Source organism: Kitasatospora sp. NPDC059160, from assembly GCF_042755465.1.
Lineage (GTDB): Bacteria > Actinomycetota > Actinomycetes > Streptomycetales > Streptomycetaceae > Kitasatospora.
In genome coordinates, this window is sequence record NZ_JBHZCN010000036.1 from 14,283 (window position 1) to 36,250 (window position 21,968).

A 21,968-nucleotide genomic window follows, 5' to 3' on the forward strand; every position below is an offset into this window, starting at 1 on the left:
GGGCGGGGGCCGGGCCGAGGGCGGGGGCGGTTCGGGGCACGGGGTCGGGGCCGGTTCGGGGCACAGGAGCGGGCACGGGGCCGGTTCGGGGCGTGGGCGTGGGCGCACCGCGCGGGGTGTGCACGCGGCCGCCGCCGTCTTGGTGGTGCCGGCGTTCGGCGCGGTGGCGGTGCGGGGGATCGCCGAGCCGAGGGTCGCGCTGGCGTTCACCGCGCTGATCGCGCTCGGCGAATGCGTCCGGATCACCCTTCCGGGTGACCGTGAGCAGGCGCCCATCGGTGCGGCCGGCGCGCTGGCGTACGCCCTGCTCGGGCCGCTGCGCGGGGTGCCGACCGCGCACGGCACCCTCCAGGTCGTCGCGGTGACCGGGGTCGGCCTGCTGCTGGGCTGGCTGCCCGGGCTCGCCCTGCCGCACCGGCCGGGGCGCCCGCACCGGCGGCCGCCCTGGGCGGACCCGGCCCGGCGGGACAGCGCGGCCCGCCGGCTGCTCGCGGTCGGCTTCGCCGCCGCCGTGTTCCAGCCGCTCTACAACGGCGGCCTGGTCGACCGCTTCTCCCCCGAGGGCCCCGCCTACGGGGCCTTCCTGACCGCCGTCGCCGCGCTCGCCGCGCTCTGCGACGCGACGCTCGCGGCGCTGCTGCGCTCCTCGGGCCCGTCCTCGCCCGCCCGCCGTTCGACCGGAGGGCGGGCCGGGCGCAGCTGGGGGCACCTGCCCGGCGCCGCCCAGGGAGCCGTCGGCGACCGGCCACGGCGCGACGGGGCGTGCGCCCCGGCGGCGGCCCGCGGGCGGGAGCCCGAGGACGGGCCCGGGGCCGGCGGGCCGCGCTTCCCGGCCGCGCTGGAGGACGAACTGCGCTCGCTGTTCGGGATCGGTTCGGCGATCGTCGCCACCGGGATGCTGGTCAGCCTCGCGGCCGGCGAGGTCGGGCTGTGGGCGCTGCCGCTGTTCTGCACCCCGTTGCTGCTCGCCCAGGTCTCCTTCCGGCGGGCGGCCGCGGTGCGGGCCACCACCGGGCAGACCATCGCCAGCCTGGCCCGGGCCACCGAGGTCGCCGGGTACACCCCGCACGGGCACGCGCGCCGGGTCGCGGACACGGCGTGCGCGCTCGGCCGCGAGCTGGGGCTGGGCACCCGTGAGCTCGCCCTGCTGGAGTACGCGGCGCTGATGCACGACGTCGGGCAACTCTCCCTGGTCGAACCGGTGCCGGACGGCGCCACCGCGCTGCTGCCCGCCGTCGAGCAGCAGCGCATCGCCCGGCTCGGCAGCGAGGTGATCAGCCGCACCGGGGTGCCCCGGCAGGTCGCCGAGCAGGTCGCCCGACTGGCCGACCCCTGCCCCGGGCCGGTGGGCGGTGAGGGCCCGGTGCCGCTCGCCGCCCGGATCATCCGCGTCGCCAACGCCCACGACGACCTGCTCACCGCCGCCCGGGGGCGGGGCCTGGGCGAGGCGGTGGGGCGGCTGGAGGCGCTGGAGGTGCTGCGGCTGGGGCGCGGGCGGGTCTACGACGCCCGGGTGGTGGACGCCCTCGCCCGGGTCGGCGGGCAGGGGCGGGGCTGAGGGCCGGCTGCCGGGGGCGGGGGTCGGTGGGCAGGGTCGGGGCTGAGGGTCGGCCGCCGAGAGCGCCGTCCTCGCGAGGGGTGTGGTGGCGTCCGCCCGGGGGCCCGCCCGCCCGCCGGGGCGCGGCGGTGCGGTCGGGGCGCGGCCGGGCGGCGCCCGTCCGGGGTTGAGGAGGTGCGCTCCGACGGGCAGGCTGGGGAGGGGCGGCCCCAACCTCGGCGGTGGGGAGCGCGGGCGGGGGCGGGCGTGGTTGGATGCGGTCGTAGCGTGGAACACCGACCCGGAGCACCGGGACCCGGGCCCCGTCGAGGACGGGACGGGCCCGGCGGCAAGGGACTTGAGCGGACGACGACGGCAGGGACGAACGTGAGGATCTTCCACCGGGCACGGCACCGGCCGTCCGCCACCTGGCGGCAGACGACCGACCGGGCCTTCACGCTGATCGGCGACGGCCGCTACGAGGACGCCGGCGCCCTGCTGGTGATGGCCGCCGACCTGGAGCCCTGGCTGTCCGACTCCTGGTTCAACCTCGCCCTGCTGCACAAGTTCCGCCGCGACTGGGAGCAGGCCCGCTCGGCCGGCCTGCGCGCCGTCGCCCTGCTCGACCGCGAGCAGGGCGCCCCCGACTGGTGGAACCTCGGCATCACTGCCACCGCCCTCCAGGACTGGCCGCTCGCCCGCCGCGCCTGGCAGGCCTACGGGCTCAAGCTGCCCGGCGGCCCCGGCGGGGACGGCCCGGTCAGCCTGGAGCTGGGCACCACCCCGGTGCGGCTGTCCCCCGACGGCGAGTCCGAGGTGGTGTGGGGCCGGCGCCTCGACCCCGCCCGGATCGAGGTGCTGTCCATCCCGCTGCCCTCCTCCGGCCGCCGCTGGGGCGAGGTCGTGCTGCACGACGGCGCCCCGCACGGCGAACGGGTCACCGACGGCGTCGCCTACCCCGTCTTCGACGAGATCGAGCTGTGGGCGCCCTCCCCGGTGCCGACCTACGTGGTGCTGCTGCAGGCCGCCACCGCCGGCGACCGGGACGCGCTGGAACGGCTGGTCGCCGACGCCGGCTACGCCGCCGAGGACTGGACCTCCTCGGTGCGGCTGCTGTGCCGCGCCTGCTCGGAGAGCCGGATGGCCGCCGACGACGGGATCGTCGCCCACCACGACCCCCACGACGACGGCGACGCCGCCCACCCCGGGCACCTCAGCCACCTCAGCCAGGGCGGCGCGGCCGGGATGTCCTGGCTGGTCGAGCGCGAGTGCGGGCTCGCCGCCCCGGCCCACCTGGTCCGCTCCCTGCTCGACCGCTGGGTCGCGGCCGCCCCCTCGACCAGGGCCTACCGGGATCTCGAAGAGGTCTGCTGATCCCGCTGAGTACCCTGGTGAGGTACGCGTAGACCTATGGGAGCGGAAGACAATGGCGGAGCAGCACGACCACCAGCACGAGCACGACGTGGAGGGGGCGGCGCCCGAGGCCCCCGCGAAGGTGATCGGTGAGGAGCCCGACCTCACCAAGGGCACCGCGCGCCCGATCACCGTGGTCGGCAATCCCGTGCTGCACCGCGAGGTCAAGGACGTCACCGCGTTCGACGCCGAACTCTCCGCGCTGATCGACGACATGTTCCAGTCGATGTACGCCGCCGAGGGCGTCGGCCTGGCCGCCAACCAGATCGGCGTCGACCTCAAGGTCTTCGTCTACGACTGCCCGGACGACGACGGCGTGCGCCACATCGGCCACGTGATCAACCCGAAGCTGGAGGAGTACCCGGCCGACCGGCGCCGCGTGCTCGACGACAGCAACGAGGGCTGCCTCTCCGTCCCGACCGCCTACGCCGAGCTGCCGCGCCCGGACTACGCGGCCGTGACCGGCGTCGACAAGGACGGCACCCCGATCCGCGTCGAGGGTACCGGCTTCTTCGCCCGCTGCCTGCTGCACGAGACCGACCACCTGTACGGCACCCTCTACATCGACAAGCTGTCGAAGCGGGACCGCAAGGACGCCCTCAAGCAGATGGCCGAGGGCACCGCGAAGTACGCGACGGTGCCGAACGAGTAACGGCTGAGCGGTAGTCGGCGAAGGCCGGTGCGGATCTCCCGCACCGGCCTTCGGCGTTTCCGGGGGGCGAATCTTCCGAAACGCATTCCCTTTTCCCGAGGGATGTTGGAGGATTTCACACTGGCCCGAGGAGCCGTCCGGGCGGTATTCGGCAGTTGTCGGGGAAATCTTCGTGAACACGTTTCCCGGGTGGCGGTTCACATGGATTCCGGCCGCTCGGTGATCACATTTCGCCAACCCCCGTACGGGACTTGCGGAGCTCCCGCGCGGCAGCGGTAGTTTCAGGGCGCCGCAGCCCCACCAGGTGCACACGGCACTCCGGGTGAACTCCCCCCACCCGCCGTGCACCTCTGCGAATTCCCCCACATCCCCATGAACGACCAGTCCGTGACCACTGCTGTGATGTGGAGGCAAGGCATGCGCGACGCCCTCCGGGACGAGCGCCCGACGGTGATTCCGTCGGGCGGGTACGAGGCACTTCCGTATTCCCGCCGCTGCCAGGAGATCTGGCGGCGCGGCGAGCACCTGCTCATCGGCGTCAGTTCCGGCAACAGCTATTTCAGCGCCCGGCGGATCACCGAACTCGTCCGGTGGGGGTGGGAGTTCTTCGAGCGGATCGACATCGTCTACGCCGACCTGCTCGTCGGCACCCAGTTCGAGACCTTCGGCTACGCCCCCGAGCAGGCCGAGCGCCGGGCCCGCAAGGAGGTTAAGGCCACCGCCCGCCGGATCGAGCGGGGCGTCGAGGAGGCCGGCCCGCGGGGCGACGTCCGGGACGTCCCGGACGTCCGGGTGCACGCCCTCTCCTCCTTCACCGGCGACCGCGCCTACCAGCGGCTGCACCGGCGGGCCGTCGACGCCCTGCGGACCGACCCGGAGTTCCGGGCGGCCGCCGAGGGCATGGCCCGCGGCTTCCTGGCCGCCCGGCTGGACGAGGGCCTCGCCCCCAGCGAACCCCAACTCGCCGCCGGTCTGCGGTACATCGCCGCCGAACTGCCGTTCTTCCTGGACACCCCGGCGCTGCTGGGGGTGGGCTCCTCGGTCAGCTGCTACCACCTGCAACTCCCGCTCACGCCCGTCCTGTTCGGCCGGGACGAAGGTCTGCGCGCCGCGGCGGGCCAGGCGTACGCGGTGATCCGGCCGGCTGCGGCGTCCTCCGTCGTCGAGGCCGTAGAAGCCGCTGTGCCCGCGTAGTCGACCGTCCGGACCGCCGAACTTCCCCGAGGAGCAACGCCCGTGAGCACGACCGTGACCGTGACCCACCCGCCGACCACCGACATCGCCTTCCCGCTCTCCCGCCGGGGCGACGTCCTGCCCGCCGAGGCGAACCGGCTGAGGGAGGAGACCCCGATCGCCAGGGTCCGTACCCTGACCGGCGATCCGGCCTGGCTGGTCAGCAGCTACGCGCTGGCCAAGCAGGTCCTGGAGGACGAGCGGTTCAGCCTCAAGGACACCGCCAACCCCGGCGTCCCCCGCCAGTACGCGCTGACCATCCCGCCCGAGGTGGTCGACAACATGGGCAGCATCAACAGCGCCGGACTGCGCGACGCCGTCATGAGGACCCTCTCCCCGCGGGCCGACCGCGCCCTCGACGGCTGGCTCCAGGCCGAGGCCCACCGGCTGATCGACGTACTCACCGCCCAGGGCGCCCCCGGCGAACTCCGCGACGGCTTCGCCGACCCCTACTCCGCCGCACTGCACTGCCGACTGCTCGGCATCCCGGCCGAGGACGGGCGGCGGCTGATGGCCGGTGTCGACCTCGCCTTCCTCACCAGCCCGGTGCCCTTCGCCGGTGCGGTCCCCAACTGGTACAAGGACCTCGGCCACGTGCTCGGGCGGTTGAACGCCGATCCGGAACCGGTGGACGGCCTGCTCGGCCGGTTCGCCGCGCTGCGCCGTTCCCCGGACGTCGCGGACCGGGTCGGCGACGAACTGCTCGCCACCGTCGCGCTGTCGCTGTTCGGCGCGGGAGCGGTGTCGACCTCGGCGTTCCTGCTGAACGCGGTCGTCTACCTGTGCGAGCGGCCCGAACTCGCCGACCGGCTCCGGCGGGAGCCGGCGCTGATCGGGCGCGCGGTGGACGAGTTGCTGCGGGTGAACCTGTCGATCGGCGACGCCCTGCCGCGGCTCGCGCTCGCGGACGTCCCGGTGGGCGGGGTGCTGGTGAAGGAGGGCGAACTCGTGCTCGTCCTGGTCGAGGGCGCCAACTACGACCCGGCGGTCTTCCCGGATCCGGAGCGGATCGACTTCGACCGGCCGAGCAACCCGCACCTCGCCTTCGGCGCGGGCCGGCACTTCTGCCCGGCCTCGGCGCTCGGCCGCACCCACGCCGAGATCGCCCTCACCGCGCTCGTCGAACGGCTCCCGGGCCTGCGGCTCGCCGTTCCCGCCGACCAGCTGGCCTGGCGGCCGGGGTTCATCAAGCGGCTGCCGGAGCGGCTGCCGGTGGTGTGGTGAGCCGAGGGCCTTCGGGGCCGGTACGGACCCGTCCGTACCGGTCCCGTCGGTATCGGCCCCGTCGGTATCGGCCCCTGCGCCGTTCGGTCACACCAGGAGCCACTCCGGGCCGTAGGTGAAGCGGGGGTCGGCCGGGAGCTCGACGTCGACGATCTGCTGGGCGGTGTCGCGCAGTTGGCCCATCAGGCCGATCGCGGTGCCGAGCTGGGACGGGTCGCCGCCCCAGGCGCGTTCGAGGGCGTGCAGCATGGCGCTGTCGTGCTGGTTGAAGGCGTCCAGCAGCCCGGCGGTGGGCCCGTCGCGCGAGTTGGGGTCGCCCTGGCGGGGCCAGCCGCCCTTGGGGACCCGGGCGACCGGGAAGGTGTCCGGCAGCGGGACGTCGGCGCCGGCGAACTCCCACGTCTTCGTCGTGGGGTTCTGGACGAGCTTCCGGCCGACGGCGATCTCCTGGAAGGCGTAGTAGTGGGCGAGTTCGCCCGGGGCACTGGGGAACGGGTCCTCCGGGGAGGCGGGCGTACGTGGGGAAGACGTTGGCGATGCGCTGGTAGAAGGCGCCGATCGTGTTGCCGTCGGCGGCGTAGGCGAGCGGGTTCTCGGGCTTCTCGATGCCGGTGCGGCCCGGGAGTTCAGTCGGACGGGCGGCGCGCGGTGGCCGTCGACGCGGTCGCTAGCGCGGGGCGGCTCGGACGGATGTGGCGTCGAGGGCTGCCTCGTTGACGGGTGTGGCGTCGAGGGCCGGGGCGATGGCGGTGAAGGCCTGGTCGGTCAGGGCGGCCGGGTCCGCCGTTCCGCCGCTCGCGCTCCAGCACTGGAGCACGACGTCGAAGGCGGTCAGGGCCATTCCCGCGGCCATCCGGGGGCGGAGTCCGGCCGCGGCGTCCACTCCCAGCCGGTCGGCGAGTTCGGCGGCCAGCTCCTCCCGCCACTGCGACTGGTGCTCCAGGAGGCGGGCGCGCAGCGCGGGTGTGCCGAGGATCAGCCGGACCACGCGCAGGGTTTGCTCGGAGTGGCCGGCGCACGCGTCGACGGCGGCCCAGACGGTGTGCCGCAGGGCGGTGGAGGGGCTCTCCCCGGCGGGCCGTGCGGCGAGTTCGGCGCGCATGCCGTCGCCCAGCTCCGCGAGGAAGCGGACGACCACGTCCTCCTTGGAGGCGAAGTAGCGGAAGAACGTCCGCTTGGACATGCCGGTGGCGGCCGCGATCTCGTCGACCGTGACCGTGTCGAACCCGTGCTCGGCGAACAGGCCCAGTGCGGCCCTGGTCAGTTCGTCGGAGACGAGCCGGCGCTTGCGCTCGGCCAGGCTCGGGGCGGGGAGGGTGGTCATCCCGTGATGCTACACGCGGGGCCGTTCCTGGCGCCTGGAGTCGTACTTGACACTTGGTGACATGAGCGGCAGCGTGTGTCGCATGACGAAGCCTCAAGCGTGGAACGCCGACCGGATCCCGGACCAGACGGGGCGACTCTTCGTCGTCACGGGTGCCAGCAGCGGCCTCGGGCTGGCGACCGCCCGCGCCCTCGCCCACCGGGGCGGCCGGGTCGTCCTCGCCGTCCGCGACGAGGCCAAGGGGCGGCGCGTCGCCGCGGAGATCACCGCCGAGCGCCCGGGGGCGTCCCTGGAGGTGCGGCGCCTCGACCTGGCCGACCTCGACTCCGTCCGCGCCTTCGCCGAGCGGCTGCGCTCCGACGGCCTCCGCCCGGACGTCCTCGTGAACAACGCGGGTGTGCTGGCCCCGCCGCGCACACTCAGCGCGCAGGGGCACGAGCTCCAGTTCGCGGCCAACCACCTCGGACACTTCGCGCTCACCGGGCTGCTGCTCGACCTGCTGGCCGGCGGGACCGACCCCCGGGTGGTCACCGTGAGTTCGGCCAACCACCGGCAGGGGCGGTTCCACTTCGACGACCTCACCGGCGAGCGCGGGTACTCGCCGATGGGGCGCTACAACCAGTCGAAACTGGCCAACGCCGTCTTCGGCCGGGAGCTCCACCGGCGTCTCACCGCCGCAGACAGCCCGGTCCGCAGCCTGCTCGCCCACCCCGGGTATGCGGCCACCGGCATCCAGGCGGGCTCGGTCGGCCCGGTGAAGCTGCTCTTCGGCCGCCTCCTGCGCCCGCTCGCCCAGACCCCGGCCCGGGGCGCGCTGCCCCAACTCTTCGCCGCTACCGCCCCGGACGCCCTCGGCGGGCAGTTCATCGGCCCGGGCGGGATGGGGGAGCTGCGCGGCGCCCCGAAGGTCGTGCGGCTCGCCCCGAGGGCGACCGACGCCGAGACGGCGCGGCGGCTCTGGGAGCTCTCGGAGCGGCTGACGGACGTCCGCTTCGCGCTCTGACGGAGCAATTTTCGCCCTGCGGGGGCGAGTCGGGCGGCGCGCAGGAAGTCGGGCCGGCCGACTTCCTGCGCTGGTGGGGGATTCGGCTCCGCTGTCGGAGGGTGGGTCTAGCGTGCCCGGCAAGATCATCGGCAGGTTCGCCGGGGTCGGGCGGAGCGATCGTGCGGGGGTGTGTCCTGGTGGGCTGGTGGGAGCGGAAAGCGGAGGAGGAGCGGGCCCGGTGGGTGCTCGATCCGCTGGTGGGGGTCGGGCCGCTGCGGTTCGGGATGAGCCCCGACGAGGTCAGGGACGTCCTTGCGGAACACCCTTCCCCGGTGCAGAGCACCCAGGGCCGGGTGTGCTGGCAGGGGTACCACCATGGTACGGGCGTGACCGCGATCTACGGGCCGGACGAGCGGCTGGCGGCGGTGGCGGTCGACGCGAACACCGGACCACTGGTGCGGCTGCGAGAGGTGGAGCTGATCGCCCGGGTGCCGTCCGAGGCCCGGGCCGAGGTCCACGCGCTCGCCGGCCGGGAGGGCGTTCCGGTCGGGGTGAACTGGAGCGGCGATCCGGAGGTCGCGGCCTGGGGCGTGTCCATGGGCGCCGATCAGGAGTGGGGCACGTCGCCCGACGGGTACCTGGAGCGGCGGGACGCGATGCTCACCGGTGCCCTGCTCGTCGGCCCTGAGCTGGCCGAGGACCCGTACGGGGCCGAACCGGTGCTCGCGTGGCGCGACGTCCGCAGGCTGGAGGCGAACTCCGGCTCCTGGCCGGTGACGTCCGACCAGGACCGGCCCCGCTGGGACTGGACACCGCTGGAGCGGGTCGGCCCGCTGCGGTTCGGGATGAGCCCGAGGCAGGTGGCGGCCGCGCTGGGCGGTGAGACGCCGGCCGCCCGGCGGGGGTGGTGCTACCAGTCGATGCGGCACTACGGGGCCCGGCAGTGGATCCTGTCGGAGGACCAGTTCGACCGGGCCGGAGTGACCGCGCACTACTGGTACCAGCAGGGGTTTCCCACCCTGGCGGCCGTGACCGTGAACGGCCGTACCGGGCCGCAGCTGGAGTTCGAGGGCCTGCCGCTGATCGGCCGGACGGTCTCCGAGGTCGATGCGGCCCTCACCCGGTACGTCGAGAGCCAGGACGGGACGCTGCTCATCGGCTGCGACGGAGACCTCGGGCCGGACGGCTCCGGCATGTCCGTGCGCGCCACCAGGGCCGGGGACACCGTGGTGAGCGGTGCCCGGTTCCACGCGGAGGACTGGGACGACCACGGCTGACCCGGTGCGGTGCGGTGTGGCGTTGTGTGGTGCACGGGAAGTCGGCCCGGCCGACTTCCTGCGCACAGATGTCCTTGCCCCCGCCCGGGCGTGAACGCCGGGCGGGGGCAAGCTCTGGCTCTACCACTGGGGCATCGGCTCCAGGACGAAGCCGCGGAGCGGCACGTCATCGGTGGGCGGGCCGTAGGTGGGATCTTCCGGGGCTTCCTGCTGCCGTCGGTAGCAGGCAACCAGCTCCGCGTACCGGGGGTCGATCCACTCTTCCATCCGAGTACCTCCTGTCGGCTGGTCGGCAGGGTACGCCGCTCAGGCCACCTTCGGCTTGTGGCAAGGGTGTTCGGGCTTCGGCATCGGCTTGATCGGGCCGTCCTTGGCGGGGGCGTGCTGGCAGCCGGCGGCGACGGTCACCAGGCTGTCGTCGTCGGGAGCCCGCCACAGGTCCAGGTCGATGTCGAACCCGACCGCGCGGATGGCGGCCTGTGTGTGTCGGAGGATGTTCGGGTCGTAGTTCTCGGTGCCGTATCCCGGGCTGTGGTGGACGAAATCGCCGAAGCGCGCACACAGATCCGCGTAGGCCTCGGTGTGCTGGATGAGGGCGTGCCAGCCCTCGTCCACGATGCGGCTCGGCACGATGGCGATGTCACGGCGAAGTGCACCCGTGACGACGAACGCGATCGCCTCCCGGGTGATCCGCCTGGCCATGGGAACTCCCAGGCCCTGGTTGTTGTCGAGCACCGTCGAGACGACGGAGTCGAAGGTCAACGGCCCCAGCAGGACATCGGCCAGGTGGGGGAGGTTTGCGCTCAGCGGCTCGGGGGGTTCGGCGGTCATCATGCTGCTCCTCTCGGTCGGGGCCACCCGCATCAGCCCCACAGGCTGATGCGGGTGGTGAGCTGGTCGGCGGGGACCTGGCGCGGTGGGGCCTCCGGCTCGAACAGGGGCCGCACCAGGGCCCTGCCGTCCTGGGCGCCCACCACCTCGACCAGGCGCCCGGTGGTGAGGTCTTTCCGGACCGGGCTGTTGTTGACCCGCTCCATGAGTTCCGCGTGGGTGCGGCGCGGCTTCGGGCCGGACGGTGCGGGATCCGCAGCGGACATGGAGGGCCCCCGTGGCTCGGCTTGTTTCGGCGAGTCATCAAATTACGGGGGCGGAGAGCCGGTTTCTATGCGCTTTCCTGTTCGCGAAGGAACTCGTCGCGGATGCTTTCGACCAGCGCGCGCATGTCGGCGCCGTGCAGCGCTACGGAATCGAACCGTGAGAAAGTCGAGAGATAGAGGCTGATGTCCCTCGGGTCACGAGTGGTGATCTCCGAGTGGAACGTCTCCACGATGACCAGGCGTTCGTCGTACATGCTGAAGCATGTCATTGGGAAGTCCGGCATGCGCCCGGAGAGTGGCAGGACGCCGATGGTGACGTTGGGGAGCCGAGACAGCGATACCAGGCGATCGAGCTGTGTGGCCATGACCGAAGGCGCGCAGACCCGCCACCGCAGTACGTGTTCGCAGATGACGAAGTGGAACTCCCGCCGGCGGTCGTACAGGACGGCCTGCCGGTCCAGCCGGGCGGCGATGGTCCTCGCCTTGGCTTCCTCCGGAAGCTCCGGGGGCAGTGCGAACACCGCCGAGACGTATTCGGCGCTCTGGAGTAGTCCTGGAATCAGTTGACCCTGGAACAGCCGGAGAAGGTTCGTTTGGGACTCAATGGCCTTGATGGCGTTCTGGTGTTTCCAGTGGCCCATGCGGCGTAGTTCCCGCCAGGCCGTCTCCTCGGTCGCCGCACCGCGAGCTGCTTCCAGGAATTCTGACTTGGCCTCGCCGGATATTCCGAGCGCCGTCAGGATGAGGTCCACGTCCTGCACGCTCGGAAGGGTCTTGCCGGTTTCGATCTTCGAGAGCTTGGCCGGAGACATGGAAGCCCTGCGGGCGGTGGTCTCGGCTGTCTTGTCCGAGGCGACCCGCAGCGCCCGCAGGGCCTTGCCCAAGTCCTTGTGCTGGTCTCCGCTCAACCTGCCGAGTACTCCCCGAAGGGTACGGCGGCCGCCAAGGCGATCTCCCGGTACCGCTGGTACTCGCTCAGGCGGTCGTCGGGCAGTAGTTCCGCGCCGAGGAACTGTCCTGCGTCGGTGTAGTGCATCCGGTAGACCTGGGCGTCGTCGAACAGCCAGAAGTCGTGGTCGGGCAGGCCGGCCACCTCCTGCCAGGCCGTGTCGATGATGCCGATCGACTCGCCGGCCGTGATGTTGCCGGGATAGGAGGCCAACTCGTAGCGGAGGTAGTCCGAGAGGGGCGATCGGAGGACGTGCACCCGGGCCACCTGCTTGCCCAGGTCCGTCATGGAGCGGACCCAGGGATTGTCGGAGGACTCCGGCGGCAACCCCTCGCCCGCGAGGAAGGCGGCGAATTCCTCACGCTCGTCGTCCACGTCGTAGACGGCCAGGGTTTCGAGCCGGAAGGCCGTTCGTTCGAAGGCCTCGAAAAGGCGGCCGAATTCTTCACCCTTGAGCATGGAAGTACCTCTCCAGGACGTCGGCAGGCATCAGGACCGCCGACTCACCGGGCGGCAGGTTCAGTTGCGCGAGGCGGACGGGGTCGGTGATCACGTGGCCCTGGGCCACGTAGTCCCCGTCCTCCGTGCGCCAGAGGGTGGGGCATGCCCCGTTCTTGCAGGACCCGCTCCCGGACAGCCAACGCAGCATCACGTGCTCCCAACTCGTCGGTGGTTCCTGGTGCTCGATGCTTCCGGCTCTCCAGGTCGAGGGTCAAGGACCTGATCTTTCCGGAACGGGAAAGCCGTCCATCTGCCCCCGGCCGGTGTGAACACCGGCCGGGGGCAGGGGGGTTCAGGGGCGGTGGCGGGTGGTGATGGTGAGCGGGTGGGCGGTTCGGTCCGCCGTGTCGCCGAGGTAGAGGGTGACGGACCAGCGGCCGCTGCGGGCGAGGGAGTGGGCGACGCCGTTGTTGCCGCCCGGGCCGATGCAGAGGCGGAGGAAGTCCCGGTGGGCGGCGCGGACGGGGTGTCGGCGGACGTGGTCCCACAGGACCGGGAGGGCGTGGTCGAGGCTGGGGAACACGGTGGGCAGCATGATCCCCGCGATCCCGGCCCGGACGGGGCTCACGCGGCGGCCTCGGCGGTGGGCACGGTGATGTGGCACCAGATGAACTTGCCGATGCCGCCCCTGCGCGGGCAGCAGCCCCACGCCGAGGCCAACTCCTGGACGAGGAGCAGGCCCCGGCCGCTCTCGGAGGTGAGGGAGGCGGGCCGGAGCGAGGGCTTCTCGCTGTCGGCGTCGTGCACCTCGATGCGGAGCGTGGTGGGGGAGGGGAGCTGGAGGCGGACGAAGATCAGGCGGTCGCCCGGGGTGCGGGCGTGGGTGACCGCGTTGGTGACGAGCTCGCTGAGGAGCAACTCGCCGGTGGGGAGCAGGGGTTCGGCGGAGGGGTGGGGGAGGAGGAAGGAGCGGAGCTCCTGGCGGGCGTTGCGGGGGGACTTGGGGTGCCGGGGGAGCCAGCAGGTCTGTTCGCTCATGGCAGGGCCACCTCTGGAGTGTGCAGGTGAGAGCGCTGGAGAAGGCATGGGGATGCCCGGTGAGAGTCCGCCATGATCACGATGTGTCTACTGGAGGACTACGTTGAGTAGCATGCTCCTGATGTCTTCTGGAGTGCAAGTCCCTACTTTGGGAACCGATCAAAGATTGTTGTCCAGAGCAGAGGGCGGCAGACTGGCAGCGCACATACGGCTGGGAGGTCAACGCGTGCCCGTGAACAGGAATCCGACGGTTCGACAGCGACGGCTCGCTCGAACGCTCAAGGAGTTGCGGGTTGCTGCGCGGATGACGATGGTCCAGTCGGCCAGACAACTGGACTGTGCCGAGAGCAAGATCAGCCGGATTGAGGCCGCGCAGTCTGGAATCAGGCTTGTGGATCTCAGGCTGCTACTCGACCTCTACGGCGTGACGGACCATGTGGTGCGCGGTCGACTGGAGGAACTGTCGCGCGAGGGGCGCCTGCGTGGCTGGTGGGACAGATATTCGGACGCGCTGTCGCCGCTCTACGCGGACTACATCTCGTTGGAGGCTGACGCCTCGGACGCGTACAGCGTGGAGACCTTCCTCGTTCCGGGGCTCCTGCAAACGGAGGACTACACCCGGGCCGTCGTTCGGGCGCAGATAGAGGATGCCAGTGTCGAGCAGGTTGAGCAGCTGACGAAGGTTCGGTTGGAGCGGCGATCGGTCCTGACGCGCGAATCTCCGCTTCGGCTCTGGGTTGTGCTGTCGGAGTCCGTGTTGAAGCACCAGATCGGTGGGCGGTCGGTGATGGGAGAGCAGCTCGACTATCTGGTCGCCATGGCGGGCCGGCCCAATATCAACATCCAGGTGCTGCCGGAGGAATCGGATGTTCATGCGGCGCTGTTCGGTCCACTCGTCATCCTGAGCTTCCCCGAGAGCACGGAGACGGACGTCGTGTACGTGGACAGTCTCCTCAGCACGCTCTACATCGAGGAGCCGGGCGAGGTCTTCAACTACTCGAACCTGTTCCGGCGGGCTCTGGCGGAGTCGCTGCCTCGCAAGGAATCGATTGCGTTCATTGAGCGCATTGCGAAAGGAAGGGACGGCGATGAGTAGCATCCCCAAGGGGGCGGCCGCTGACCTGAGCTGGAGAAAGTCGTCGTTCTCCGGTGCGCAGAGCAACTGTGTGGAGATAGCCATAGGCGGGGTTGGGGGCGTGCCGGTCCGGGACTCGAAGGACCCGGATGGGCCAGGTCTGCTGTTCGATGCTGATGCCTGGGCTTCGTTCGTGGCCGGGGTCAAGGGCGGGGAGTTCTTGGCCGAGTAGAAGAACAGGGGTGCCCCGGGTGGGGCACCCCTGGTGTGTCACGTGAGGTTGTCGGTCCAGAAGAAAATGGTCCGCAGGACGATGCCCGGGGCGCCGGCGCCGAAGGCGAGGACCATGGACTGGCCGACCGCGACATCCGTCGGGTCGATGCCCTGGGACCAGGTGACCTTGGCGTCGAGGCCGGGGATGGATCTTCCCGGGGCGTACGACCGGAAGCTGCCGTGGGCGTGGGCGATGAGGGTGCCGTTGCGGCGCAGCTCTGCGTGGCGGAGGCTGGTCGATCTCAACTCGTAGGTGCGGTCGCCCAGAATGGCCGTGCGGGTGCGGGACTTCCGGGTGGTCGGGATGTTGCTCCCGTTGATGTTCATCGCGCCGTGGTCGCGGTCGGGCACCACGGTGACGGTGGGCATCCCCGCCCCCTGCACCCGGGCCACGACGGTCGGCCAGCGGTCGTGGCTGAGCTGTATCGGTCCGAACGGGCCGTCGATCACCCGTTGTTGGAGCTTGGACATGTCTGTGCTACCCCCGTACGCCTGGAACCGAGAACAGCGGGGCTGCCGTGACGGCAGCCCCGCTGTGTCCCGCTGTTGAAGCCGAACGATATTCGACCTAGAAGTCGTCGTCGAAGGAGACCGAGCCCTCGACCGCGACCTGGTACGCCGACACCCGGCGCTCGAAGAAGTTGGTCAGCTCCTGGACGTTCTGGAGCTCCATGAAGCCGAACGGGTTGGTCGACCCGTACCGGATCGGCATCCCGAGCCGTGCGAGGCGCTGGTCCGCGACGGCCTGGAGGTACTCGCGCATCGAGGCGGTGTTCATGCCGGGCAGGCCGTCGCCGCACAGGTCCTGGGCGAACTGGAGCTCGGCCTCGACGGCCTCCTCCAGCATCTCGGTGACCTGCTTGGCCATCTCGTCGTCGAAGAGGTCGGGCTCCTCCTCGCGGACGGTGTCGACCACGGAGAACGCGAAGTCCATGTGCATGGACTCGTCGCGGAACACCCAGTTGGTGCCGGTGGCCAGGCCGTGCAGCAGACCGCGCGACCGGAACCAGTACACGTATGCGAAGGCGCCGTAGAAGAACAGGCCCTCGACGCAGGCCGCGAAGCAGATCAGGTTCAGGAGGAACGCGCGGCGGTCCTCCTTGGTCTGCAGCGAGTCGATGTGGTCGACCGCGTTCATGTACTTGAAGCAGAACTGGGCCTTCTGGTGGATGGAGGGGATGTTCTCCACCGCGGCGAAGGCCGCGTTGCGGTCCTCCGGGTCCGGAAGGTAGGTGTCCAGCAGCGTCAGGTAGAACTGGACGTGCACGGCCTCCTCGAACAGCTGGCGCGACAGGTACAGCCGCGCCTCCGGGGAGTTGATGTGCTTGTAGAGGCTCAGCACCACGTTGTTCGCGACGATCGAGTCACCGGTCGCGAAGAACGCCACCAGGCGGCCGATCATGTGGCGCTCGCCCTCGCTCAGCTTCGCCAGGTCGGCGACGTCCGAGTGCAGGTCCACCTCCTCGACGGTCCAGGTGTTCTTGATCGCGTCGCGGTACCGGTCGTAGAACGACGGGTAGCGCATCGGGCGCAGGGTCAGCTCGAAGCCGGGGTCGAGCAGCATCTTCTGGCGATCGTCGGACATTACTGGCAGGCCTCGCAGGACTCGGGGTTCTCCAGGGAGCAGGCCAGTGCGGCCTCTTCCTCGGGGGTGAGGGTCGGGGTGTTCACCGGCACCGGCGTACCAGCGGCGGTGCGGGCGGCACCCGAGGCGGCCTGGGCGATCCGGGTCGCGGGGCGCGAGCGCAGGTAGTAGGTGGTCTTGAGACCGACCTTCCACGCGTAGGCGTACATCGAGCTGAGCTTGCCGATGGTCGGCGCCGCCATGAAGAGGTTCAGCGACTGGCTCTGGTCCAGGTACGGCATGCGGGCCGCGGCCAGGTCGATCAGCGCGCGCTGCGGCAGCTCCCACGCGGTGCGGTACAGCGACCGGACCTGCTCCGGCAGCCAACCGAGCTCCTGGACGGAGCCGTTGGCGTCGCGCAGGGCGTCGCGGGTCTGCTGGTCCCAGACGCCGAGCTCCTTGAGCTCGCGCACCAGGTACGGGTTGACCTGGAGGAACTCGCCCGAGAGCGTCTCGCGCTTGAACAGGTTGGACACCTGCGGCTCGATGCACTCGTAGACGCCGGCGATGGAGGCGATGGTCGCGGTCGGGGCGATCGCGAGCAGCAGCGAGTTGCGCAGGCCGGTCTCGGCGATGCGGGCGCGCAGCGCCGTCCAGCGGTCGGTCCACTCCGGGGCGGCGCTCGGGAAGTGGTCGATGTGCAGCTCGCCGCGGGCGGCGCGGGTTTCGCCGTAGGCCTCGTGGCGGCCGAGCTGCTCGGCCAGGTCGGCGGAGCGCTCGTAGGCGGTGAGCATGATGCGCTCGGCGATCAGCGTGGACAGCCGGGCGGCCTCGGCGGAGTCGAAGTCGATCCGCAGCTTGAAGAAGACGTCCTGGAGGCCCATCACGCCGAGGCCGACCGGCCGCCAGCGGGAGTTGGAGGTGCCGGCCTCGGTGGTCGGGTAGAAGTTGATGTCCACCACGCGGTCGAGGAAGGTCACGGCGGTGCGGACGGTGGCGTCGAGGCGCTCCCAGTCCATGGCGCCGAGCAGGTCCTCGACGGACGCGCCCTCGGCCACGTGCGCGCCGAGGTTGACCGAGCCAAGGTTGCAGACGGCGGTCTCGGAGTCGTCCGTGACCTCCAGGATCTCGGTGCACAGGTTGGAGGAGTGCACCGTGCGGCCGGGCAGCGCGGTCTGGTTGGCGGCGCGGTTGGAGGCGTCCTTGAAGGTCATCCAGCCGTTGCCGGTCTGCGCGAGGGTGCGCATCATGCGGGCGTAGAGGGTCTGCGCCGGGATGGTGCGGACGGCCTTGCCGGCCAGCTCGGCCTTGAGGTAGGCCTCGTCGAAGTCGGCGCCCCACAGGTCGACCAGCTCGGGGACGTCGGCGGGGGAGAACAGCGACCAGTCGGCGTTGGCGTTCACGCGGCGCATGAACTCGTCCGGGATCCAGTGGGCCAGGTTGAGGTTGTGCGTGCGGCGCGCCTCCTCACCGGTGTTGTCGCGGAGCTCCAGGAACTCCTCGATGTCGGCGTGCCAGGTCTCCAGGTAGACGCAGGCCGCGCCCTTGCGGCGGCCGCCCTGGTTGACGGCGGCGACCGAGGAGTCGAGGGTGCGCAGGAACGGGACGATGCCGTTGGACTTGCCGTTGGTGCCGCGGATCAGGCTGCCGCGCGAGCGGATGCGCGAGTAGGACAGGCCGATGCCGCCGGCGTGCTTGGAGAGGCGGGCGATCTGCGCGTAGCGGTTGTAGATCGAGTCCAGGTTGTCCAGCGGCGAGTCCAGCAGGTAGCAGCTGGACATCTGCGGGTGCCGGGTGCCGGAGTTGAAGAGCGTCGGCGAGGAGGTCAGGTACTCCAGGCGGCTCATCAGGCCGTACAGCTCGGACACCTCGCGCACCGACTGCTCGGAGTCGCCGACCGCCAGGCCGCAGGCGACGCGGAGCAGGAAGTGCTGCGGGGTCTCGATCACCTTGCGGGTGATCGGGTGGCGCAGCAGGTAGCGGGACTGGACGGTGCGCAGGCCGAAGTACTCGAAGCGGTCGTCGCCCTTGGTGTCGACGAGCGCGTTCAGGGCGTCGGCGTGCTTGGCGACGAAGGCCGCGGTGGTGTCGCCGATCAGGCCCTCGGCGTGGCCGACGGCGATCGAGGCGGAGAAGGAGGTCGAGCCCTGGCTGTTCGCCTCGTCGACGATCTCCAGGGCGAGCAGGCGGGCGGCCAGCTTCGAGTACTGGGGGTCCTCGGCGATCATCGACGCGGCGGCGTCCACGGCCAGACCGCGCAGCTCGGCGAAGTCCGAGCCGGCGTGGCGGCCGCGCAGCGCGGCGGCGGCGACATGGCCGGGGTCGACCTCGGTGAGGTCGGCGCTGCGGTCGGTGAGCAGCCGCAGGAGAGCACCGCCGGGGTCGGAGACCGTCGGGTCGGTGAAGGCGGTACCGGAGCCCTGGGCGGGCAGGGTGACTGAGGCAGCGGTGGTCAAGGCGCTCTCTCCTGGCGGCGATCGTGCGGCGGTGATCGGGGTCACCCGGGCCGATCTGGGCAGGGGAGCACGGCGCGAACGCAAAAAGCGTCGCGCGAGGTGTCTCCCCGGCCCGCCCGCGAGGCCCGGAGGGGTGGTGCTGGTGCTTGGCGCGGCCTCTGCGGGAGGGCCGTGGCGCACGCTGTTCGGCAGGTACTCGGACTCGCGGTACGGCTGCTGGAGCCGCCCGCACACCGCTGCGGGGCAGTCCCGGATTCCCACCGGGTTCCCCTGCATCGACAGCAGAAGCGAGCATACATGTAGTGGTGTCTCCTCGATGCGACACCACATGTAGTACGGCGTGGTGTGTTGTCGCGATGACGGGTTGTGCCCGGGCCGGTGGCGGTTCGTGGACGTCCGAGGCCCGGAACCACGCTCCGGACGTGTCGCGGCCGCCCGCCGGACACCCCGGATCCGGGTGCCGGACACCCGGGCCCGGCGCGCCGGGCGTCCTGGTTTCGATACGGAACGGTCACCGGGCCGAGGGACGGTGCGGGTGATGCCCTACGATCTGGGCGCATGAGCGACGGAACTGGTGTACCTGGGCACGGGCCGCAGGGGACGCCTCCCGCCGGGCCGGGGGGCGCACAGAATCAGCAGCCGGTGGGGCCGGGTCCGGTGGCGCCGCCGGGCGGTGGTTTCGGCCCGCCGCCGGCCTCGTACGGACCGGTGGCGCCGGCGGCGCAGCCGTTCTCCCAGCCCGTCCCGCCGGTGCCCCAGCCGGTGCCCCAGCCGGTTCAGCCGCCGGCTCCGCAGCCGCAGTGGCAGCAGGCCCCGCAGCAGCCGGGTCCCCCGCAGCAGGCGGTTGCCGTGCAGCAGCCGGCCGCGCCGCAGCAGCCGGTCCCGCCGCAGCGCGTCGAGCCGGACTGGGCGGCGCTGGCGGACCGCAACGAGGCCGACGGCAGGCGCAAGCGCCGGGTGAGGATCATCGGCGGCGCGGTGGCCGTCGTCCTGGTGGGTGGTCTGGCCGCGGGCGGAGTGCTGCTGTTCGGCAAGAAGGACGACCCGGCCAAGCCCGGTGGCGGTGCGGTCGCGTCCGCGTCCGTCTCGGGCAAGCCGACCCCCGGCTCGTCGAACGGCGGCCCGTCGACCCCAGGCCCGTCGAACGGCGGTGCGGCCGCGGGAGGGCAGCCGGACGACCCGTCGAAGCCGATCTGGGAGGTCGCCACCGACCCGGCGCCGCAGGACGCGGGGGCGCTGTTCTCCGCGCTGCAGGTGACGGTCAACGGCGTGTCCTGGAACCGGACCGTGGTCGCGCTGGACCAGCCCTGCTGGGACGGCAACTCCACCACCGGCGGGCTCGGCAAGGTCCTCGGCGACCAGGGCTGCCAGAAGGTGCTCCGGGCGACGTACGTCTCCGGCGACAGCGCGGTGACGGTCGGCGTCGCGGTCTTCGACCACAAGATCCAGGCCGAGACGGCGATGAAGAACTACGCCGGGCAGCTCAAGGGCCTGCCCGCGCCGGGCGGCCCGGCGTTCTGCGCCAACCCCGGCTGCACCGGCACGCACAGCAGCCTGGGCCGGTACGCCTACTTCACCGTCGAGGGCTCGGCGAAGGGCGGCAACGCCCCTGACGCCGCCGCGACCGCGGCGTCCGCCGGGTTCGCCGAGCACGTGAAGGGCCAGCTGCTCCAGCGGGCCAAGGCGGCGGGCTCGGCCACGCCGGGTTCGCAGGGCACTCCGGCGGCCGCCGCGACCGGCTGACCCGCGGTGACACCCCGGTCCCGGCGGACCCGTTCGCCGGGACCGGGGGAGTGTGGCAGGCTCTCGTCGGAGTCATTCGTACGCGTGTTCCGGTTGCGTCCGCGGGGGTCGGCGCCGGCGAGAAACCGGAGGAGCGGTCGTGGCCCTGCCCAGAGTCCTGCGCGGTAGGCCGGCCGTGCTGGCTGCGGCCGGCATCGTGGTCGCCGCCGGCAGTCTCGTGCTGCTGGACCGCGACGACCGGACCGACCCCGGGCAGCCCGTCCGGGTACCGGTGTCGGTCGGCGCCCCCGGCCGTACCCTGCCGCCGGACGTGGGCCGGGACCTGCTGGCCCGGGACCCGCAGGCCTCGCCGAACGCCCGTGCCGTCCAGCAGTTCCTCGCGGACCTGGAGGCCCAGGCCCGCACCGGGCACAGCGGCGGCACGGTGATCGGCCAGCACGTCGAGGCGCACAACGAGCGCAACAACCCCGAGTACGGCGACTACCGGGGCACCAAGCAGGTCGGTTACTACTACAAGAAGGCCGCCGACATCACCGGCCGCCTGCCCGGCTTCATGGAGACCGACCTCGGCCCCGGCTACGGCCAGAACGCCTGGGGCGTCGGCAACCCGCGCTCCTACTCGGCCGGCCGCTGGCCCACCTGCCGCACCGGCTGGCAGTACACCGACGACGCCGTCGACCTGATGACCGCCGTCTGGTCCGGCCACCCGCGCGCCGACGACGGCACCTACGACGGCTCCGGCGTCCAGCAGAACTGCGACGGCAGCACCACCGAACTCCCGGACAACGGCGGGGCCCCGGCCGGGATCGTCGGCATGTCCTTCCACGAGCCCTACCCCGGGTCCGCCGTCAAGTCCTTCGACCGGGTGCTCTGTTCGAACTCCCCGGCGGCCAAGGACCCGGGCTGGTTCGGCCGGGTCGTGGACGCCGGGGGCGACACCCCCGAGTACCGCGCACTCGTCACCGACCTGTCCTACCTGGCCGACCACCTGGAGTACCTGGCCGCCCACGACGTGCCGGTGCTGCTGCGCCCCTACCACGAGATGAACGTCCAGGACTGCGCCAGCCGGTTCTGGTGGGCGGGCCAGAAGCCGGCCGACTACCAGGCGCTGTGGCGGATCACCTACAAGTACCTGGTGGAGACCAGGGGCCTGCACAACCTGCTGTTCGTCTGGACACCGGTCTCCTGGGACGGCGCCCCGGGCGTGGACCCGTGGGACTACTACCCGGGCTCCCAGTACGTCGACGTGGTCGGGGTGGACGACTACAGCGGCAGCCCCGCGCACCCGATCGGCACCGGCGAGGTCTGGACCAAGCGCTACTACGACGGGCTCGCCGCCTACCACAAGCCGAGGATGCTCGCCGAGTCCTTCGCTGTGCCGGTCAACTCCCGCCAGCCGGACACCCTCGGCCGCACCCCCTGGACGATCTGGACGGTCTGGGGGCAGTCCCTCACCTCCGACAACCTGGCCCCGGACCAGCCGCGCAACTCCGGAGCGGACGTCAACGCCACCTACCACAGCCCGTTGGCGATCACCGGCGGCTCCGGACCGTCCGGCGGGAGCATCGACTGGGGCGGGCTGCACGTCCGCTGATCGGGCCCGGATCCGTTGAACGGGCGGAATTCCGGGTCCGTTGTGCCGTGTGGCATCCTGTGGCGGCGAAGCCCGAGGGCTCGGTGAACGGTC

General features: G+C 71.8%; 24 protein-coding genes and 1 riboswitch. Of the genes, 11 read left to right on the top strand and 13 right to left on the bottom strand.

Annotated elements, in window-relative coordinates; translation table 11 throughout:
* Positions 1 to 118: 118 nt before the first annotated feature.
* From ACFXOZ_RS17470 to ACFXOZ_RS17490, 5 genes are all read left to right on the top strand, one after another.
* Complete coding sequence (locus tag ACFXOZ_RS17470) at positions 119 to 1,558, top strand: HD-GYP domain-containing protein (RefSeq protein WP_380591242.1); 1,440 nt, start codon at positions 119 to 121, stop codon at positions 1,556 to 1,558.
* Between the two features lie 366 nt (positions 1,559 to 1,924).
* On the top strand, positions 1,925 to 2,911 hold the full coding sequence (locus ACFXOZ_RS17475; protein WP_360233351.1) for a hypothetical protein: 987 nt from the start codon (positions 1,925 to 1,927) through the stop codon (positions 2,909 to 2,911).
* 52 nt (positions 2,912 to 2,963) lie between these two features.
* Positions 2,964 to 3,602, top strand: a complete 639-nt coding sequence (gene def, locus ACFXOZ_RS17480) for a peptide deformylase (RefSeq protein WP_375894116.1) — start codon at positions 2,964 to 2,966, stop codon at positions 3,600 to 3,602.
* A 417-nt stretch (positions 3,603 to 4,019) separates the two neighbouring features.
* On the top strand, positions 4,020 to 4,796 hold the full coding sequence (locus ACFXOZ_RS17485; RefSeq protein ID WP_380591245.1) for a tRNA-dependent cyclodipeptide synthase: 777 nt from the start codon (positions 4,020 to 4,022) through the stop codon (positions 4,794 to 4,796).
* A 42-nt stretch (positions 4,797 to 4,838) separates the two neighbouring features.
* Positions 4,839 to 6,059, top strand: a complete 1,221-nt coding sequence (locus tag ACFXOZ_RS17490) for a cytochrome P450 (protein WP_380591248.1) — start codon at positions 4,839 to 4,841, stop codon at positions 6,057 to 6,059.
* An 87-nt stretch (positions 6,060 to 6,146) separates the two neighbouring features.
* Here ACFXOZ_RS17490 and ACFXOZ_RS17495 read toward each other — a convergent pair whose 3' ends face one another.
* Together ACFXOZ_RS17495 and ACFXOZ_RS17500 are read right to left on the bottom strand one after the other, a co-directional pair.
* The gene (locus ACFXOZ_RS17495) at positions 6,147 to 6,308 is read right to left on the bottom strand and encodes a hypothetical protein (RefSeq protein ID WP_380591251.1); all 162 of its coding nucleotides are present in this window, start codon (positions 6,306 to 6,308) and stop codon (positions 6,147 to 6,149) included.
* 418 nt (positions 6,309 to 6,726) lie between these two features.
* On the bottom strand, positions 6,727 to 7,383 hold the full coding sequence (locus ACFXOZ_RS17500) for a TetR family transcriptional regulator (protein WP_380591254.1): 657 nt from the start codon (positions 7,381 to 7,383) through the stop codon (positions 6,727 to 6,729).
* Positions 7,384 to 7,465: 82 nt separating this feature from the next.
* Here ACFXOZ_RS17500 and ACFXOZ_RS17505 point away from each other — a divergent pair, with 82 nt between their 5' ends.
* Both ACFXOZ_RS17505 and ACFXOZ_RS17510 read left to right on the top strand, forming a co-directional pair.
* Positions 7,466 to 8,386 (top strand): oxidoreductase, encoded by a 921-nt coding sequence (locus ACFXOZ_RS17505; RefSeq protein WP_380591256.1) that lies wholly within the window; start codon positions 7,466 to 7,468, stop codon positions 8,384 to 8,386.
* Positions 8,387 to 8,700: 314 nt separating this feature from the next.
* Positions 8,701 to 9,645, top strand: coding sequence for a hypothetical protein (locus tag ACFXOZ_RS17510; RefSeq protein WP_380591259.1), 945 nt, complete (start codon positions 8,701 to 8,703; stop codon positions 9,643 to 9,645).
* A gap of 120 nt (positions 9,646 to 9,765) precedes the next feature.
* On the opposite strand, the gene ACFXOZ_RS17515 is transcribed toward ACFXOZ_RS17510, so the two are convergent.
* From ACFXOZ_RS17515 to ACFXOZ_RS17550, 8 genes are all read right to left on the bottom strand, one after another.
* Positions 9,766 to 9,912, bottom strand: a complete 147-nt coding sequence (locus ACFXOZ_RS17515) for a hypothetical protein (protein WP_380591261.1) — start codon at positions 9,910 to 9,912, stop codon at positions 9,766 to 9,768.
* A 39-nt stretch (positions 9,913 to 9,951) separates the two neighbouring features.
* Positions 9,952 to 10,479: a hypothetical protein gene (locus tag ACFXOZ_RS17520; RefSeq protein WP_380591264.1), complete on the bottom strand. Its 528-nt coding sequence runs from the start codon at positions 10,477 to 10,479 to the stop codon at positions 9,952 to 9,954.
* Positions 10,480 to 10,508: 29 nt separating this feature from the next.
* On the bottom strand, positions 10,509 to 10,742 hold the full coding sequence (locus tag ACFXOZ_RS17525) for a hypothetical protein (RefSeq protein WP_380591266.1): 234 nt from the start codon (positions 10,740 to 10,742) through the stop codon (positions 10,509 to 10,511).
* 65 nt (positions 10,743 to 10,807) lie between these two features.
* A complete protein-coding gene (locus ACFXOZ_RS17530) occupies positions 10,808 to 11,650 on the bottom strand; it encodes a helix-turn-helix domain-containing protein (protein ID WP_380591269.1) in 843 nt (280 codons plus the stop codon).
* Complete coding sequence (locus ACFXOZ_RS17535; protein WP_380591272.1) at positions 11,647 to 12,150, bottom strand: DUF6879 family protein; 504 nt, start codon at positions 12,148 to 12,150, stop codon at positions 11,647 to 11,649. The genes ACFXOZ_RS17530 and ACFXOZ_RS17535 overlap by 4 nt, the downstream gene beginning before the upstream one ends.
* Complete coding sequence (locus ACFXOZ_RS17540; RefSeq protein WP_380591275.1) at positions 12,137 to 12,340, bottom strand: hypothetical protein; 204 nt, start codon at positions 12,338 to 12,340, stop codon at positions 12,137 to 12,139. The genes ACFXOZ_RS17535 and ACFXOZ_RS17540 overlap by 14 nt, the downstream gene beginning before the upstream one ends.
* A 144-nt stretch (positions 12,341 to 12,484) precedes the next feature.
* Positions 12,485 to 12,760, bottom strand: coding sequence for a hypothetical protein (locus tag ACFXOZ_RS17545; protein WP_380591278.1), 276 nt, complete (start codon positions 12,758 to 12,760; stop codon positions 12,485 to 12,487).
* Complete coding sequence (locus ACFXOZ_RS17550; protein WP_380591281.1) at positions 12,757 to 13,170, bottom strand: ATP-binding protein; 414 nt, start codon at positions 13,168 to 13,170, stop codon at positions 12,757 to 12,759. The genes ACFXOZ_RS17545 and ACFXOZ_RS17550 overlap by 4 nt, the downstream gene beginning before the upstream one ends.
* Before the next feature lie 226 nt (positions 13,171 to 13,396).
* Here ACFXOZ_RS17550 and ACFXOZ_RS17555 point away from each other — a divergent pair, with 226 nt between their 5' ends.
* Together ACFXOZ_RS17555 and ACFXOZ_RS17560 are read left to right on the top strand one after the other, a co-directional pair.
* Positions 13,397 to 14,266 carry a helix-turn-helix domain-containing protein gene (locus tag ACFXOZ_RS17555; protein WP_380525151.1) on the top strand — a complete coding sequence of 290 codons (870 nt, stop codon included), beginning with the start codon at positions 13,397 to 13,399 and terminating at the stop codon, positions 14,264 to 14,266.
* Positions 14,259 to 14,477 carry a DUF397 domain-containing protein gene (locus ACFXOZ_RS17560; protein ID WP_380525150.1) on the top strand — a complete coding sequence of 73 codons (219 nt, stop codon included), beginning with the start codon at positions 14,259 to 14,261 and terminating at the stop codon, positions 14,475 to 14,477. The genes ACFXOZ_RS17555 and ACFXOZ_RS17560 overlap by 8 nt, the downstream gene beginning before the upstream one ends.
* A gap of 38 nt (positions 14,478 to 14,515) precedes the next feature.
* Here the strand turns inward: ACFXOZ_RS17560 and ACFXOZ_RS17565 are convergent, their stop codons facing one another.
* The 3 genes from ACFXOZ_RS17565 to ACFXOZ_RS17575 all read right to left on the bottom strand — a co-directional run bounded on the left by ACFXOZ_RS17565 (position 14,516) and on the right by ACFXOZ_RS17575 (position 18,514).
* Complete coding sequence (locus tag ACFXOZ_RS17565; RefSeq protein ID WP_380525148.1) at positions 14,516 to 14,989, bottom strand: hypothetical protein; 474 nt, start codon at positions 14,987 to 14,989, stop codon at positions 14,516 to 14,518.
* 97 nt (positions 14,990 to 15,086) lie between these two features.
* Positions 15,087 to 16,103 (bottom strand): ribonucleotide-diphosphate reductase subunit beta, encoded by a 1,017-nt coding sequence (locus tag ACFXOZ_RS17570; RefSeq protein WP_375894081.1) that lies wholly within the window; start codon positions 16,101 to 16,103, stop codon positions 15,087 to 15,089.
* Complete coding sequence (locus ACFXOZ_RS17575) at positions 16,103 to 18,514, bottom strand: ribonucleoside-diphosphate reductase subunit alpha (protein ID WP_375894183.1); 2,412 nt, start codon at positions 18,512 to 18,514, stop codon at positions 16,103 to 16,105. The genes ACFXOZ_RS17570 and ACFXOZ_RS17575 overlap by 1 nt, the downstream gene beginning before the upstream one ends.
* A 193-nt stretch (positions 18,515 to 18,707) precedes the next feature.
* A riboswitch (cobalamin riboswitch) is annotated at positions 18,708 to 18,840 on the bottom strand.
* A 460-nt stretch (positions 18,841 to 19,300) separates the two neighbouring features.
* Here ACFXOZ_RS17575 and ACFXOZ_RS17580 point away from each other — a divergent pair.
* Complete coding sequence (locus ACFXOZ_RS17580) at positions 19,301 to 20,281, top strand: hypothetical protein (protein WP_380591284.1); 981 nt, start codon at positions 19,301 to 19,303, stop codon at positions 20,279 to 20,281.
* A 139-nt stretch (positions 20,282 to 20,420) separates the two neighbouring features.
* Positions 20,421 to 21,875: a glycoside hydrolase family 26 protein gene (locus ACFXOZ_RS17585; protein WP_375894075.1), complete on the top strand. Its 1,455-nt coding sequence runs from the start codon at positions 20,421 to 20,423 to the stop codon at positions 21,873 to 21,875.
* Positions 21,876 to 21,968: the final 93 nt, after the last annotated feature.